Annotated in this window: 13 protein-coding genes; 7 read left to right on the top strand and 6 right to left on the bottom strand. The window is 38.9% G+C overall.

Annotated features, from left to right (window positions below; translation table 11 throughout):
* Positions 1 to 27: 27 nt before the first annotated feature.
* Complete coding sequence (locus ACT9TX_RS08755; protein ID WP_481337900.1) at positions 28 to 852, top strand: rhomboid family intramembrane serine protease; 825 nt, start codon at positions 28 to 30, stop codon at positions 850 to 852.
* A gap of 21 nt (positions 853 to 873) precedes the next feature.
* On the opposite strand, the gene ACT9TX_RS08750 is transcribed toward ACT9TX_RS08755, so the two are convergent.
* Entirely contained in the window at positions 874 to 1,392 is a 519-nt protein-coding gene (locus ACT9TX_RS08750; protein WP_481337899.1) for a nuclear transport factor 2 family protein, read from the bottom strand.
* Between the two features lie 225 nt (positions 1,393 to 1,617).
* On the opposite strand from ACT9TX_RS08750, the gene ACT9TX_RS08745 reads away from it, so the two are divergent.
* The 5 genes from ACT9TX_RS08745 to ACT9TX_RS08725 all read left to right on the top strand — a co-directional run bounded on the left by ACT9TX_RS08745 (position 1,618) and on the right by ACT9TX_RS08725 (position 6,652).
* Positions 1,618 to 2,496: a MerR family transcriptional regulator gene (locus ACT9TX_RS08745; protein ID WP_481337898.1), complete on the top strand. Its 879-nt coding sequence runs from the start codon at positions 1,618 to 1,620 to the stop codon at positions 2,494 to 2,496.
* Positions 2,497 to 2,568: 72 nt separating this feature from the next.
* Entirely contained in the window at positions 2,569 to 3,060 is a 492-nt protein-coding gene (locus ACT9TX_RS08740; RefSeq protein ID WP_481337897.1) for an SET domain-containing protein-lysine N-methyltransferase, read from the top strand.
* 13 nt (positions 3,061 to 3,073) lie between these two features.
* Positions 3,074 to 4,174, top strand: a complete 1,101-nt coding sequence (locus ACT9TX_RS08735) for a D-alanine--D-alanine ligase family protein (RefSeq protein ID WP_481337896.1) — start codon at positions 3,074 to 3,076, stop codon at positions 4,172 to 4,174.
* Between the two features lie 112 nt (positions 4,175 to 4,286).
* Positions 4,287 to 5,780: an SET domain-containing protein-lysine N-methyltransferase gene (locus tag ACT9TX_RS08730; RefSeq protein WP_481337895.1), complete on the top strand. Its 1,494-nt coding sequence runs from the start codon at positions 4,287 to 4,289 to the stop codon at positions 5,778 to 5,780.
* A 2-nt stretch (positions 5,781 to 5,782) separates the two neighbouring features.
* On the top strand, positions 5,783 to 6,652 hold the full coding sequence (locus tag ACT9TX_RS08725; RefSeq protein ID WP_481337894.1) for an ABC transporter six-transmembrane domain-containing protein: 870 nt from the start codon (positions 5,783 to 5,785) through the stop codon (positions 6,650 to 6,652).
* A 253-nt stretch (positions 6,653 to 6,905) separates the two neighbouring features.
* Here ACT9TX_RS08725 and ACT9TX_RS08720 read toward each other — a convergent pair whose 3' ends face one another.
* From ACT9TX_RS08720 to ACT9TX_RS08705, 4 genes are all read right to left on the bottom strand, one after another.
* Positions 6,906 to 7,469, bottom strand: coding sequence for a hypothetical protein (locus tag ACT9TX_RS08720; protein ID WP_481337893.1), 564 nt, complete (start codon positions 7,467 to 7,469; stop codon positions 6,906 to 6,908).
* A 243-nt stretch (positions 7,470 to 7,712) separates the two neighbouring features.
* Positions 7,713 to 8,402 carry a transposase gene (locus tag ACT9TX_RS08715; RefSeq protein ID WP_481337892.1) on the bottom strand — a complete coding sequence of 230 codons (690 nt, stop codon included), beginning with the start codon at positions 8,400 to 8,402 and terminating at the stop codon, positions 7,713 to 7,715.
* 62 nt (positions 8,403 to 8,464) lie between these two features.
* Complete coding sequence (locus tag ACT9TX_RS08710) at positions 8,465 to 9,646, bottom strand: type ISP restriction/modification enzyme (RefSeq protein ID WP_481337891.1); 1,182 nt, start codon at positions 9,644 to 9,646, stop codon at positions 8,465 to 8,467.
* A gap of 29 nt (positions 9,647 to 9,675) precedes the next feature.
* Positions 9,676 to 11,577, bottom strand: coding sequence for an Eco57I restriction-modification methylase domain-containing protein (locus ACT9TX_RS08705; protein ID WP_481337890.1), 1,902 nt, complete (start codon positions 11,575 to 11,577; stop codon positions 9,676 to 9,678).
* A gap of 334 nt (positions 11,578 to 11,911) precedes the next feature.
* Here ACT9TX_RS08705 and ACT9TX_RS08700 point away from each other — a divergent pair, with 334 nt between their 5' ends.
* Positions 11,912 to 12,928, top strand: coding sequence for an FAD:protein FMN transferase (locus tag ACT9TX_RS08700; RefSeq protein ID WP_481337889.1), 1,017 nt, complete (start codon positions 11,912 to 11,914; stop codon positions 12,926 to 12,928).
* Between the two features lie 39 nt (positions 12,929 to 12,967).
* On the opposite strand, the gene ACT9TX_RS08695 is transcribed toward ACT9TX_RS08700, so the two are convergent.
* Complete coding sequence (locus ACT9TX_RS08695) at positions 12,968 to 15,163, bottom strand: PepSY domain-containing protein (RefSeq protein WP_481337888.1); 2,196 nt, start codon at positions 15,161 to 15,163, stop codon at positions 12,968 to 12,970.
* Position 15,164: the final 1 nt, after the last annotated feature.

The raw sequence follows: 15,164 nt of genomic DNA, 5'->3' as shown, positions 1-15,164 counted from the left end.
TAACACCAATGCGCTAAATCTATTTGTATGTCGTTCAGTGGTATTTTAGGTTTTATACTTATTGTTATCAACGTTATTGCGTCTTATCAAGGGTTTACAAACCAAACCTTTTTTGATGGTTATAAGTTTGAGGTTGATGCCATTTTAAAACGTAAAGATTATAAACGTCTCATTACTTCAGGGTTCTTACATGTTAATTGGCAGCACTTAGTGTTTAATATGCTTAGCCTGTACATGTTTAGCAATAGTGTAGAACTAGTGTTTGGTGGCGGCATGTTTCTGCTGATATATTTTATCAGTTTGGTGGGTGGCAATTTGCTATCGCTATTTGTACACAGGCATCACAGCGATTATAGTGCAGTGGGTGCATCCGGTGCTATAAGTGGTATTATTTTCGCAGCTATTGCCTTGCAGCCTAGCATATCGGTATTTTTCTACTTACCGGGTTGGCTATACGGTATTCTATTTGTAGCAGTGTCTATTTATGGTATTAAGTCTCAGAAAGACAATATTGGCCACGAGGCTCATCTTGGTGGTGCATTAGTAGGTATGCTTGCAGCTATTGCCTGCGAGCCAGAAGTATTACGCTATAACTACACAGCCATTTTACTCATTACTGTTCCTGCTATTATTTTCATTTACATGATTATTATCAAGCCGCACTTACTATTGGTAGATAATTTATTTGTAAAAAACAACCTACCCTATTACACTATTGACCAAAAATATAATGCCCAAAAGAAGATGGAAGCAGATACCATAGATGCGATACTAGATAAAATTGGCAGGCATGGTATAGATAACTTAAGCAAGCGTGAAAGAGAATTGTTAGAAGCTTTTTCTAAACGCTGATAACTATAACATTGGCACATATTATTTTATTAAATTACTAATTAAGACATCATCAATAGGTGCTTTTATAGCTACAATACTATCTACTTTGCTGTTAGGTATGGTCATAGATAGTACATACTGCTGCACCTTCCAGGTATTGCCTTGTTTTACTACTACACCCGAGCCACGACATATTTTCATTTGTGTTTGTAGTAGTTCGTCAAACCAGCCCATATCACCTTTAGCATTTAGGTAAATGTGGCGCTCTAAGGCTTTAAAGTTCCATGCTTTACCACGGTCGAAATAAGGCTTGGCCCATACCATAAACTGGGTTTTATCCCAGCGTTCTGTAGCATCGGTGCCTATAAAAATAGCATCGCTTGTATAGAAGTTAAAGTAAGCCTGATAATTGGCCTTGCATGCTGCGACGTTAAAGCTATCTAGCATAGCCGCTATTAGTTGTTTGTCTTTTGCTGCATCTGGTGTAGGGGCAGTTGGTGTAAAGCTGCTTATCGAAAAAATAGTACAGAGCAAGCCTATGGCAAATATTGCTTTCATGTATAGTTTGGTTTTAGTGTTAAAGTTAAGAAGATAGGAGCACGAATGACGCAGTTGGGACGGATTTACGATGATTTTTTACTTGAATAATGAAATAAAAAATTATAAAGTATACTACCTTGAAGCCTTCCTGCCCATTTGCCTTCCAGACTCAACTACCCTACCTTTGTTTAACGTTACGCAGCCCAAGTTTAAACCTTTTCCCAAAACTGTTGTTCTATCTACATGAACGCTTTTACCATTAAAGATTTAGAGTTATTGTCTGGCATAAAAGCCCATACCATTCGTATATGGGAACAACGTTATGGTTTTTTAAAGCCGCAGCGTACCGATACCAATATTCGCTACTACACTAACGATGAGCTGAAAACCGTACTAAACATTGCCCTACTAAACAAGTACGGGTTCAAGATATCGCATATAGATCGTATGAGTTATCCTGAAATGAAGGATAAAATCGTATCGCTATCGCAAAGCCAGGCGCAGCAAGAACGTGCCATTAACGAGTTGATTCACCACATGGTGGATATGAAAATAGAAGACTTTGAAGCACTATTAGATACGCATATTTCGGCTCGTGGTATTGAAAAAACAATTACTCAAATTATTTTTCCTTTTCTTGAACGTATAGGCATTTTATGGATTACCAACCATGTGAATCCTGCACAGGAACATTTGGTAACTAATGTTATTCGCCAAAAATTAATAGTTGGTATTGAAGGTTTAGTTACCCATATTTCTAGCTCAAAAACCATGTTATTGTTTTTGCCAGAAGGCGAACACCACGAACTTGGCCTGCTATTTATGTACTACCTGCTAAAAACAAGGGGCGTAAAAGTAATATACCTTGGTGCCAATGTACCACTGAAAGATGTAGAGTTTGTAGCCAACCTTAAAAAGCCTACTTACCTATACACGCACCTTACAGCTGTGGCACAAAACTTTAACTTCGAGAAATTTTTAATAAACGCACACCACCGCTTTTTTGATGGTAAATTGATTGTATCGGGCTTGCTTACGCAGCAGTACAAAAAGAAAGTGCCTAACAATATCTCGTTTAAAAAATCACTTAGCGAAGTGATGGAATACTTGGCTACGCTATAAATTAATGGATTTTTAAGGTTTTAAGGAGTACTTATAGTTAAACCTTTTAGGGGTAAGCTACTCTTATACTGCATGAATAACATTGCCAGCCCAACATTTACCATTATTAGCCGTCATGCGTTTGCAGATGTATTACTAAATACAGATACCAATCAAAAATCATTAAATGCTACAAAGCTAATAGCAGCAGGCGAAGTAATTAGCTTTTTTAATGCTAAAGAAACCTTTACAAGGCCTAGCTACCTCACCGTACAAGTGGGTATTGATAAGCATATTACGCTGATGCCTGAATTTCTACAATACATCAACCATAGTTGCAGCCCCAATGTATTTTTCGATACCACACTTATGCAATTGGTATGCATTAAGCCGATATCAGAGGGCGAAGAACTGCGTTTTTTCTACCCATCTACGGAGTGGCAAATGGACCAACCCTTTCTGTGTAACTGTGGCGCTGAAAATTGTTTGCAATTAATACAAGGCGCAGCCTATCTTAGCAATAGTGCTATTGCACAACAGCGCTTTACCGATTTTATTAAACAACAACTTGCTGCTTTCAAGTAGTACCCATGTACCAATGCCAAATACCACAACCCTTGCCTTACCTGCCAATGCGTTACATGTATGGGTGCTTGCGCCCTATGTAGTAACCAACGATGCTAACCTAGATTACTACTACGACTTTACCCAAAGCATTGCTGAATACACAGCTGTATTTGCTCAGCTAGGCGTAAGCTGGCAATGGCAGCCTGTAACCATGGCTAGCTATGCCGATATTATTACACAAATAGCTCAAACACAAGTGAGCACAAGTGTACAGCAAGTGGTACTTAACCTTTGCGATGGTGACGAAATAAATGGCACACCGGGTATTTCTGTAGTAAAATTGCTTGCCCAATATGGCCTTTGCTACACGGGGGCTGATGCCTTTTTTTACCACATTACTACCTCTAAAATAGATATGAAGCAGGCTTTTGATGCCGCTGCTGTGCCCACACCTAAGTGGCTAGCCGTCAGGCAGCCTACCGATGATGTGAGCGAATTATTTACCCAACTAGGCACACCTGCTATTGTAAAGCCATCTGTATCGGGCGGTAGTATGGGTGTGGGTGTAAAAAATGTGGTACATACTATGCCAGCCTTGCAAGAACAGGTAGCGACCATGTTTGCGGGCTACCGTGGATGGCAGCTAGCTACCGATGGTTTGGTAGCCGAAGCATTTATAGATGGACCAGAATTTACAGTGTTAATAGTGGGCAACCACCACCAACCAGACAAAGCCATTGTGTACCCACCGGTAGAAAGGGTATTTCATGAAAGCTTACCACCACACGAACAGTTTTTATCGTTTGACAGGCTATGGGAAATATATGAAGATGAAACACCCATGCCTAACAATGCTAACTTTTATGAGTACGCAGTACCAGACAAAACCTTGCACACTAGCATCATGCAAGTCGCTTGGGATGCTTATGTGGCGGTAAAAGGCATTGGCTATACAAGGGTAGATATACGTATGGAAAAAGCCACTGGCAAGCTATATGTACTAGAGGTAAATGCACAATGCGGTATAAGTGATGATGAAAACTTTACGAGCATTGGCGCTATTTTACGCTTCGCAAATATTAGCTTTACTGAGTTGGTAGTGCAGATAATTAATAACAGCCTTAACCGCTGATTAATAATGATGCGTATGGTTGTCTATGATGCTTTTATCCATCCTATCATAATTACATCATTATATCATAATTAATCAACGGTTACTAATCATTCATCAGCGTTAATAAATCATGGCACATCATACCAATCAAGATAATCAGCGGTTACTCATTTTACAATCAGCTGTTACTAAGCAGCTTAAAGTATGTGTGCTACTGCCAGACTATTCAACCTCGGCGGTAGATTACCAATATTACGACCCTGCAAGAGACTTACAACCCTTACTACCTGAAGCACAGGTAGACACTGTTTTTTTAAACAAGCTGACTACCTACAAGCAGCTAAAAGCCTTGCAGTATAAGGGTTACGATGTATTTGTAAACTTGTGCGAGGGCTACCTTGAATGGGAAGTACCATCTATAGACGTGATATACACGCTTGAACTACTAAACCTACCATTTACTGGCCCTACCACCAAATTATACGACCCACCAAAACCCCTGATGAAATATGTGGCTTACTGTGCTGGCGTGGCTACACCTAGCTATGCTTTAATTACCGCTACAGATGACGTAACTATTGCTTGCAAACACTTACAGTTTCCCTTGTTTGTAAAGCCTGCAAAAGCAGGTGATAGTCTGGGCATTGACGATAATAGTATGGTAAAAGATATGGCTGCCTTACGGGCAAAAGTGGCCCAAGTACTTACCGAATATGATGAACTATTGGTAGAAGAATATATTGCTGGCAGAGAATTTACCGTAATGCTTGCTGCTAATGCAGATGGCAAAACAGTGACTACGTTTCAGCCCATAGAATATATTTTTCCTGATAATTTTCAGTACAAAACCTATGCTCTTAAAACCTCTGAACTACACCCAAATGCTAATATACCTTGTACCGATGCGGCAATAGGTGCACAGCTACGTAGTGCTGCCGAAGCCATATTTAAAGGCTTTAATGGTGTGGGCTACGCTAGACTAGATTTTAGAATGGATGCTGCCACAGGCAAGCTATATTTTTTAGAAATCAATTTTACCTGCTCAGTATTTTACAAAGATGGCTACGAAGGTTCGGCAGATTTTATACTGCAACATGATGGCTATGGGCAGCGCAAATTTTTACAACATATTATTGCCGAAGGCATGGCTAGGCACCAACGCAAGCAAAAGAAATACGAAGTAAAAGGCAACGCCATTGCAGGCTTTGGCATTTACGCCACGCAACCTATTGCTGCAGGTGATATACTATTTGAAGGCGAAGGGCTTGCACAGCGTATTGTTACCAAAGCCTATGTACAACAGCATTGGGACGAAAAAGCGCAAGAAGATTTTAGGCGCTACGCTTACCCCATAAGCGATGAAGTGTTTATTTTGTGGGATGAACAGCCAGAAAATTGGGCACCACAAAACCATAGCTGTGAAGCTAATACGGCTTACCAAGGCTTAAACGTGTATACTACAAAAGCGATAGCAAAAGGTGAAGAGCTAACGCTAGATTACAGTAGTTTTTTAAGCACCGATATGCAGCCATTTATGTGCCAATGTGGGGCTAGCAATTGCCGAGGCTTGATTACAGGTACAGCCAATAATACCATTACCGAAAGAGCAAAACATAACCACTAACCATGTCGAGATTTGAGGCCCTTAAAACCATCATGCTACAATACAAATACAAGCTACTACTCACGTACAGCTTGTTTAGTGTAGAGATGTTGGGCTTACTGATGCGACCATTTTTTCTGGGCAAAGCAGTAGATGGCTTACTAGATGGTAGCTACCAAGGTTTGGTGTACTTAGCAGCAGCACATGTGCTATGGTTAATTGCAGGTACCATTAGGCATATGTACGATACACGTACTTACTCAGCCATTTACACAGCATTAGTTACCCGCTTATTATCTCGCAAATACAAGAGCGATGAAGTATCTAAATTAAGTGCCCATAGTACACTAGCCCGTGAGTTTATTGACTTTCTTGAGTTTGACCTTAACTATGTAGTAGAAGCAGCTTACAACTTGCTAGGCTCGTTAATTATGCTGCTATTTTACGACCGTGCAGTAGTGCTTGTATGCCTAGCCATGTTAGTGCCAGTATCTATCATTAGCTATTTTTATGGCAAGCGCATGAAGCGCCTTAACCAACTTAAAAACGATGAACTAGAAAAGCAAGTAGAAATAATAGGCAGCCGCAACACCAAAAAAATAACCCAACACTACAACAACCTACGTAAGTGGCAGGTAAAAATATCTGATAAAGAAGCTTGGAACTTCGGCACCATGGAACTATTGGTGCTAGCAGTTATTATTACCTCATTACTCATTACCACGGGCAAGCATTGGCAAGAGGGGTTTTTAGCCGGCGATATTGTAGCCATTTACAACTATATCTTAAAATTTGTAGGCGGTGTAGATACCATACCTTATGCTGTGCAGCGCCTTAGTGCTTTGAAAGATATTACGAGAAGAATTGAGTTTGATGAAGAAGAGGGGCTTTGAAATTTGGGATTAACCACAGGGCAAAGAAGCAAGGGTGGAAATTGTACTTACGTTTGTTTGTCTTTGCTTTTTACAACAAATAGTAACATAACCGTTGGTTGCTAGTAAGCTCTACACCTGTAATTTGCTGTTTAACAACAAAGGTGAAAACACTAAAACTGCCACTATTGCAGTGGCAGTTTTTATGCTTTATTTGTGCTAAGGGTATACTCTAGGTATACTCAAAGTATACTCCTTCTTTACTTTTTACTAACTATATGGTTACTTGCTTCTCTGACAGATTGCCAGGCAAATCGCTTGCTTCTACAGTAATTTTATCGCCTGCTAGGCTAGCATTAACGGCAGTGGTTGTATATACCCAATCTACCCCTGTATTACCTAAAACGGCGGCACCTTCTTCTACCAATGTACCATCGGCGTTTGAAATGTTTACGGTTACGCTTGTTACTTTAAAATCGTCGGTGGCTATAATTACTATTTTCTCGCCTACTTTACCTGTGTAGCCCGATAAATCGATACTATCTATTTCGGGGGCTTGTAGCATATCGGCAACGGCTACATTAAATGCACTTTCGCCTACTTCTGCGTCTGCTTCGTACTCGGCTTTGGTTGCAGGATTAGCAATGGCTGATTTACCATATAAAATGGCACGTTGAAACTTTTGTTGGTGCGCTACCTGACCTGCTGTGGGTTCTTTGGTAGATTGCTTAGGTACTTTACTTACGTAAGTTTTACCATTGCGTTGCGAGAACACTAAAATGTTGCCTACTTTACCACTTAGGCCGTGGGTGATGATGTTGTCTTTGGACTGTGCCATAGATTTTTGTATTTAAAGGTGAAAAAAAGCTTTATATACGTTCATCGGGGGGTAATGCTAAATAGGCATTTTATATATAGCAAAATAAAAAACTTGTTGCTAGTTTTATAATATTAAGGAAATTTTAAGGTTTGGTAGGTAGGTATGACACCCCGGTCTGCGACCACCCCTCTTATTAATAAATAGACCCGTCAGGTTTTAAAAACCTGACGGGTCTTGAACCTGACGGGTATAAAGGAAGGTTTAATCGAACTCAATAACCAAGTGGTTAAAAACGCTTTCGGTTTGCTTTATTGTATGGTATTGTATATAAGCTTCTGCATTTCCAAATAATCTAATCGCTTCTTCTCTTGCTAGCTTTGTAGACTTTTGAGCTAATAAACTATGGTAGGATGAATGTGGATAGTCTTTAAAATCTATTACAAAACCATGCTTTTCTGAATTTGAGTGGATATACCAAACCAATCGATTTAAATAAGTATCATCACTTACTAGTATGCGCTTAAATGGTGTTTCAAACAAGCCGCCTGTGCGGTTATAAGCTTTGTTAATACTTTTAGAGTAGGCATTAAATAGGTCTGAAAATTTTTTGCTAATGATGTGTTCTGGTGTATGGAGACCTTTTTTTAAACCTTTATTTATACCCGTCAGGTTTTTATTTAAACCCGTCAGGTCTTGAAGACCTGACGGGTCTGGTAAGTTTTCGAAACCTGACGGGTCTGGTAAATCTTCCTTTACCCGTACCAATAAATGAAAATGATTTTTCAATAAGCAATAAGCGTAGGTATCTACTACATCACACATGTAATAGGCATACTTCTGTAAAAAGTAACCATAATTACGTTCTTCATAAAACAAATTGGTACCGTTGATACCTCTATTGTAGATGTGGTAAAATCTACCTGCTTGTAATATGGTATCATGTGGTTTCATGTGCCATTTTTTAAGATGTTATTTGTTTTTTTAGACCTGTCAGGTTTCTTTACACAGACCCGTCAGGTTTTTAAAACCTGACAGGTCTGCTCTGGCATTTGCCCTATAATTTCCATGGTTTGTACGCTTACGGTACATACACGCTGCAATAGGTCTATTACCTGTTCTTTATAATCTGCAAATTGGTAGGTGTTAAATTTAGCTGCTATGGTAGGGTCTTTGGGTTTACTTTCTTTGTATTGGTCAAGTATCCATTCTAAGGCACTTCTATTACCTAGTTTATAATCCCAAGCTATTGAGGGGATACCTTCTAGTGTTGTAAACCCATCTATTTCTATATTACCATTTAGCTTATCTGCTTTTAGCTTGGGCTTGTATAGCTTATCTAAACTGGCACCTGCTGCTAAGTCAACCACTATGTTTATTTCTTCTAAACCATAAGGTGCAACTGTTTCGTAGTTAATATGTAAATCCATCAATAGCTTGCCCCAAGTAGCCCATTGCAAAAAGTTATCGTAAAATGGAATGCGTGGAAATTCTCTTTTTAAATTGAGTTCGTATTTTTTGCGATAGGCAGGGTGATGCAATACGGCATATACGTAATGAAAAATGGCTTCTTTAGTAACCCCTTTTTTGCCATACTGTTTAGTAAATTGTTGTAAACCCCAATCGGTGATGTTGTCTATTTGATTGCCGTCTTTATCGTATTTATATAGAGAAACTGAACTTGTTAAGCCATTTCCTTGCTTTAAAAATCCTGCATCGAAAATTGTACTAGTACAAAGACAAGAAATTAAATGTGAGGAAGCAATACTTAAGAAAGTAATAGCAATATTTTTATAAGCTGCATCTAAGCCAAATATATTTTCTAATTGATAAATTCTGTGAGTGTAGATTCTATCGAAGTATAAACTTTTTTTCAAAAATGGTCTGAAGTTAATTTCAATAATTTTACTTTCATCAAAAGTCAATTCATCCCCTTTTACAAGATGTGATTCTATTTCAGATCCAAACTTAATTTCTCTCTTAACAAAATTATTTACGGTAGTTTTCTTATTAGAATTTTCCCACCTTTCTTGCTCATTAGTATAAAAATCACAGAAGAAATTAGCTTTTTCTGCAAGCATTTTTTTATTAAAATCATATGACCACTCATCCCTAGCTGTTACAATCCCGTTAGAAATCAACTCAAACAAAGCCTTTTTACTTTTACCACTTTTCACATCTTTACTACACAAAGGCATTAAACTATCAAAATCATTGTCTGCTAGGTTTATCCAATTGTTGTTTTATCGGGGCGTACTATTTCAAAGCTTATTTTTTGCAAAGGGTTTTCGGCAAACCATTGTAGTTTTTGCTCTTTACGCCAAAAATCGTCCATGGTTACATAATGTATTTTGCAGGTGGCGTTGTCTTTTTTTAGCTTTTTTACCAAAAACATTACTGCTACACCTGTTTGTATGCCAAATACATTGTGGCCTGTACCACTTATTTTAGGGTTGGCTCGTACATCGCTTTTGGTATCTATTATATAAGCCGCATCAAACTCGGTTTGTATGGTTTTTCTAAAGCCATCAAATGTGCGGCTATCTATAAAGCTGCGGTTGGTTACATAGGCTACTATACCATCACCATCTAGCCTATCAAATGCCCAACGGTAAAACCTTGCATACATATCATACACCTTTGTTTTTTGGGCAGTGCTTTGTTTTATAAACGTGTCTTTTATGCGCTTATCTATGGTGGGGTATTCACGGTTTTTATTGTTGTCGTTCTCGTTGGCTTGGTTGGCATTATAGGGTGGGTTGCCTATTACTACGCTTATTTTTTTGCGGTTTTGGTCTATAATGCGTTGCGAGTTTTCGGTAGTTACGGCAAATAAATCGCCCATTACTTTGTACTTGCTGTGTATGCCGGTAACCTTCTCGTTTAGTCCTGCAATATTATCTAGTGTATCTACAAAACAAAGGTTTTTAAACTCGCCATAAGTACCCATTTTTTGGGTATAGGTAAACTCTATGTTTAGGTTGCTTATGTAGTAGGGCAATATGGCTACCTCATTGGCATGTAGTTCGTTTTTGTATTTGTAAGCCAACTTATCCTTGCGTATATAATCTATTATGTCGCATATAAAAGTACCTGTGCCAGTGGCAGGGTCTAGTATTTCTACATCTCTATCTTCTAGGTATTTATTAAAATGCTTGTGCAGTAGGTAGTCGGTACTTTCAACCATAAAGCGTACTATCTCGTTAGGGGTATATACCACGCCAAGGCGGTCTGCCGCTTTAGGGTTATAGCTTTTGTAAAAGGTTTCGTACACCACTTTCAAAAACTTTTGTTTCTCGTGGTGGTCGGCAATGCCAGCAGCAGCAGCGTTAATAGCGTCGTAATAGTGCTTAATACCGCTTAAAGCCATGCGTCTAATATTGCCTGTAAAAAAGGTTTGTATTACCTTCTCTAGCTCTCGGGCTATGTTGTTTTCTCGGTGAAATTGTGTTTCATCGAATATGGTATTAAAAATATCTTCGGTGAGTATGTGCTGAATCATCATTTCATGCACATCTGCCTCAGTTACATAAGGGTTAATACTATCGTGGCAAAGTAATAAAAACAAATGTGACGCTTTTTGGTATTTGGCATTTGATAGTTGTGCCTCGGCAATAATATTTCTAATGGTATCTGTAACCTTGGGTATATCTTCTTTAAAATGCTCAATGGCTCTTCTAAAGTTTTGTACTTCAGGTCTTTCAAAAGTAATAAACGCAGTGAGTAATTTGTGAAGTGCTTCGGTATCGTTGATATTGGTGCGTAGTTTTTCTATACCGTTTTGTATCAGTACAGCGGTATTGCTATCTTCAAAAAGTATATTGTCTTTAGGGTAGCCTTTGGCAAATTTCTTTTGTATTTCCTCATTTAGGTCGTCGCTTTCGTCTTTACTTTCCCAGTAGCCCCAGTCTTGGCGTAGCATGTCTTTTAAAGTACCATCAGGTGTTACATTTTTGCCGCTAGGTGCTTTAATGGTTATTTCTGGTATTATCATTAAGCCCTTCTGCTTGGCATAGTCGTTTAGCAAGTTGTAAAAGGCATTGCGTATGGCAGTTTCTTTTTTAGTGCCACCAAAGTGGATGATTTTTTCTACTTCGTTTTGGTATTGGTGTATAGAATGCAGGCTCATGGGATAAAGATAAATGATTATTTTATTTGAGACCCGTCAGGTCTTCGAGACCTGGGTTTGGACTGGGGAATTACAAAAGTGATTATACCTACGCTGCGATAAAGCCCCACAGCGAACAGAAAGTACATACCGATAGCTATCGGTAGAGTGACACAACCTAAGCATCATAGTATTACTAGCGCTAGTTACATAAAAGAAGTAAAAGAAATTACCGAATCAATAACCAGTTTTTGCCTAAATTATAAACCCACTTGCAGCAATTACCTGTTTATTTGCAAGGGGCTAGCGTTTAATAACATTTACATCCACTTATCACTTCATTTATTACATGGCTATGGCAGCAATAAGGCATTTACAACTGGTATTTACATTGGTGGCAATGGGGCTTTTGTTGGCTAGTGAGGCGCAGGTATTACGTAAGCGCACCACATTGCTCATGGGTAGCAGGTTTGACATTACCATTGTAGCCAAAGATTCTACCGCAGCAGAGCACTACATAGACACAGTAATAACAGAGGTACGCAGGATAGAGTATTTAATATCTGACTGGAAAGCCGAAACCCAAATATCAGCCGTAAACCGCAATGCAGGCATAGCACCTGTAAAGGTAGACAGAGAAGTATTTGAGCTTACCCAAAGGGGCATAGAATGGTCTAGGCGCACCAATGGCGCTTTCGATATCAGCTTTGCCGCAATGGATAGAATATGGAAGTTTGATGGCTCTATGACCGCCATGCCTAGCCCTGAAGCTGTGAAACAATCGGTAGCAAAAGTGGGCTATCAAAATATCATCTTAGACTCAATTAACTCAACCATTTTTCTCAAGCTACCCGGCATGAAGATAGGCTTTGGTGCCCTTGGCGAAGGCTATGCCGCTGACCGTTGCAGAGCTATGATGCTGGCTAAGGGTATACAAGCAGGCATTGTAAACGGCTCTGGCGATATGAGTACTTGGGGTAAGCAACCAAATGGTAACGATTGGAATATTGGCATTACCAATCCTTTACAAAAGAGTAAACTGCTTGGCATTGTACCATTAAAAGGTGGCTCAGTTACTACCTCAGGTAGTTACGAGAAGTTTGTAGTGTTTAATGGCAAAAGGTACTCGCACATCATTAATCCTGCCACAGGTTACCCTGCCACTGGGCTTTGTAGTGTTACGGTTTTTGGCCCTAGTACAGAGATGTGTAACGGCTTTAGTACATCGCTAATGGTACTTGGCAAAGAGGCAGGCTTACAGCTTATTCATCAGTACCCTGCCTATAGCTGCATTATGGTAGCTGATGATGGCAAAGTATATACCTCTAAGAAGCATATGTTGCTCGCAGATAACGCAGACAAACGCAGATAAATTATCAAGATTAAACCATTGTACCATTTAAACACTTCATCAATAGCAGTCAGTCAATATCTGCCCTTGTGCTTGGTAGTATTGTAGCGTATTGTTTGTGTGTGCTGTGCAAATAGTAGCTAATACTTCCATCACACTTTGCTGCATGGCAAGCGAGCCACATAACATCAATACACCTTTACTATCTAATGTGTTTGCAATAAAAACTGCATCGGTTGTTAGCAAATCAGTTACATACTGTTGTTTCCCTTCACGTGAGTAAGCAACTTCTATTTGCGCAAGCTGTTTGTTATCAATAGCAGCACTGATAGCTGTTTCATACATCGCATAGGTTTGCTGCGTTCTACAACCAAAGTATAAGTGATACGCTTTGTGTTTGGTATGCTCATCAATCATACCTAAAAACGGGGCAATACCTGTACCATTGGCTATCATTACCACAGTAGTTGCAGTACTAGGCACATGAAAATGCGTGTTACTAATTACCCTAGCTTCAAGTGTATCGTTATTATTGAGTTGGTACAAAAAGCTTGAGCCCAAACCATTAGGCAATAGCTTTACGCTCAACTGTATGCGCTTACCAATTTTACCAATAGAATACAAGCGTTCACGGTAATCTTTTGCAGGATAAATAGCTAATAAATCACCTGAGGTAAACGAGGTTTTGCCACTAGGTTGTAATGTGATTAAGAATGGTTCATCTGCATGACTACTTGTTCTTTTACCCACAACCTTAAAGCTTTGCAAACCTTTTGGTTGCTGGTGTAGCGAAGCAGGTAAAGCTATTGCTGGCAGACCTGCTTTTTCTGTCCAAGCATCTAACCATACTTTAAACTGGTCAGGTGATTTATCATTCACAGTATGCACATCAAGCATTGGTGCGGCCCAAGCTTGTGCTGCTAATAATGCATGTGCATCATAGGCATATTTACAATACTCAGCGTATACCCTTGAGCCAAAGCCAAGCACAGCAAATTGTATGGTTTGCTTTTGATGGTATCTGTTTAATAATGAGGCGAACTTATTGGCATTCGTAGGCGCTTCGCCTAAGCCATACGTAGCAGTAAGTACTAGTAAATGTTCTGCCTGAGGGAAAAGCTGGTACTTGTTTAGTTCTGTAATAAATACTTTTTTACCACTTGCTATTAGCTGCTTGTAAATGGCATTGGCAAAGCCAAATGTGCTACCATTTTCGCTACCAACTAGTAGGATGTATTGGCTATCATTTGCTTTGTATTTATTTTTTACAATACCACTTCTACGCTTTAGTGTAATTACAAAACCAGAGTAAATAAAGTATAGAATATTAACAGAAGCAATACCTAAAACAATAGCCCATAAAATACTCTTTCTACCAGTATGTAAATCAAGACTAAGGTTGTTGATGAGCGCTGTAGTTGGGTAAGCAATATTACTTAACACATCACCAGAAAACTGGTCTACCACTAGCTCTCTATCTTTTAGTTTTACCGTGTAATAATCTTCAGGATCATCAGAGAAAGGAAAATCAATGGTTTGTACATCTGCCAATTGTGTACTGTTAAAAATGGCGAAGTCTTTCAAGTCTTTTTTAGCACCTGTACCTAGCTTATCAAAGTCTATTTTATGGGTTATTTTTTTCTCTGTGAATACACCAAATTTTACCAACGATAAATAGATACCAGACAAGCAAATAATGATGATAGGCACTAAAGACCAACGACCAAGCAATACATGAAAATATTGTGCAGGATGCTCTTTAATAATCTTTGCAAAAAAGTGCTTTATGCCACGCTGACGTTTAATAACCAAGATGCTACCAGACAAGGCTATTAGCAACAATAAAAAGCAAGTTAACCCCACAAAAAATCTACCTGCTTCATGCAGAAATAAGGAACGATGTAATGCAGTAACCCACTGAAAGAAATCGCTTTGCTTACTTACTTTACCTAATGTAACACCTGTAATAGGATGTACATAAACTTCTACATTTTTACCTGTACTATCAGCACCTTTTACAATTACAAATTGGTTGGCATCAACTGAGATTTCTGTAATATCGGTGTACAATTTTTTAATAGCATGCAAAGCTTGCGCTACTGTAATTTGGTTAAAGCCACTTGCCTTGTAATCTGGTAGCTTATTGTTAATAGGTTCAAGGGCTAATACAATGCCTGTAATGGCTGCTAATGCTATAAAAATAAAAGAAGACACAGCCAGGGTTAAGTGGCTGTATCTCCATACAGAAATCGTCATG

This window comes from Parasediminibacterium sp. HNIBRBA5674 (genome assembly GCF_056745525.1).
Note: the sequence above shows the minus strand (reverse complement) of the source record. Positions and strands in the feature narration are given on the sequence as shown.

Bases quoted from the DNA above. Each gene is read 5' to 3' on its own strand.
- ACT9TX_RS08755 (WP_481337900.1), top strand. From the start codon at position 28: ATGTCGTTCAGTGGTATTTTAGGTTTTATACTTATTGTTATCAACGTT.
- ACT9TX_RS08750 (WP_481337899.1), bottom strand. From the start codon at position 1,392: ATGAAAGCAATATTTGCCATAGGCTTGCTCTGTACTATTTTTTCGATA.
- ACT9TX_RS08745 (WP_481337898.1), top strand. From the start codon at position 1,618: ATGAACGCTTTTACCATTAAAGATTTAGAGTTATTGTCTGGCATAAAA.
- ACT9TX_RS08740 (WP_481337897.1), top strand. From the start codon at position 2,569: ATGAATAACATTGCCAGCCCAACATTTACCATTATTAGCCGTCATGCG.
- ACT9TX_RS08735 (WP_481337896.1), top strand. From the start codon at position 3,074: ATGCCAAATACCACAACCCTTGCCTTACCTGCCAATGCGTTACATGTA.
- ACT9TX_RS08730 (WP_481337895.1), top strand. From the start codon at position 4,287: ATGGCACATCATACCAATCAAGATAATCAGCGGTTACTCATTTTACAA.
- ACT9TX_RS08725 (WP_481337894.1), top strand. From the start codon at position 5,783: ATGTCGAGATTTGAGGCCCTTAAAACCATCATGCTACAATACAAATAC.
- ACT9TX_RS08720 (WP_481337893.1), bottom strand. From the start codon at position 7,469: ATGGCACAGTCCAAAGACAACATCATCACCCACGGCCTAAGTGGTAAA.
- ACT9TX_RS08715 (WP_481337892.1), bottom strand. From the start codon at position 8,402: ATGAAACCACATGATACCATATTACAAGCAGGTAGATTTTACCACATC.
- ACT9TX_RS08710 (WP_481337891.1), bottom strand. From the start codon at position 9,646: ATGCCTTTGTGTAGTAAAGATGTGAAAAGTGGTAAAAGTAAAAAGGCT.
- ACT9TX_RS08705 (WP_481337890.1), bottom strand. From the start codon at position 11,577: ATGAGCCTGCATTCTATACACCAATACCAAAACGAAGTAGAAAAAATC.
- ACT9TX_RS08700 (WP_481337889.1), top strand. From the start codon at position 11,912: ATGGCAGCAATAAGGCATTTACAACTGGTATTTACATTGGTGGCAATG.
- ACT9TX_RS08695 (WP_481337888.1), bottom strand. From the start codon at position 15,163: ATGACGATTTCTGTATGGAGATACAGCCACTTAACCCTGGCTGTGTCT.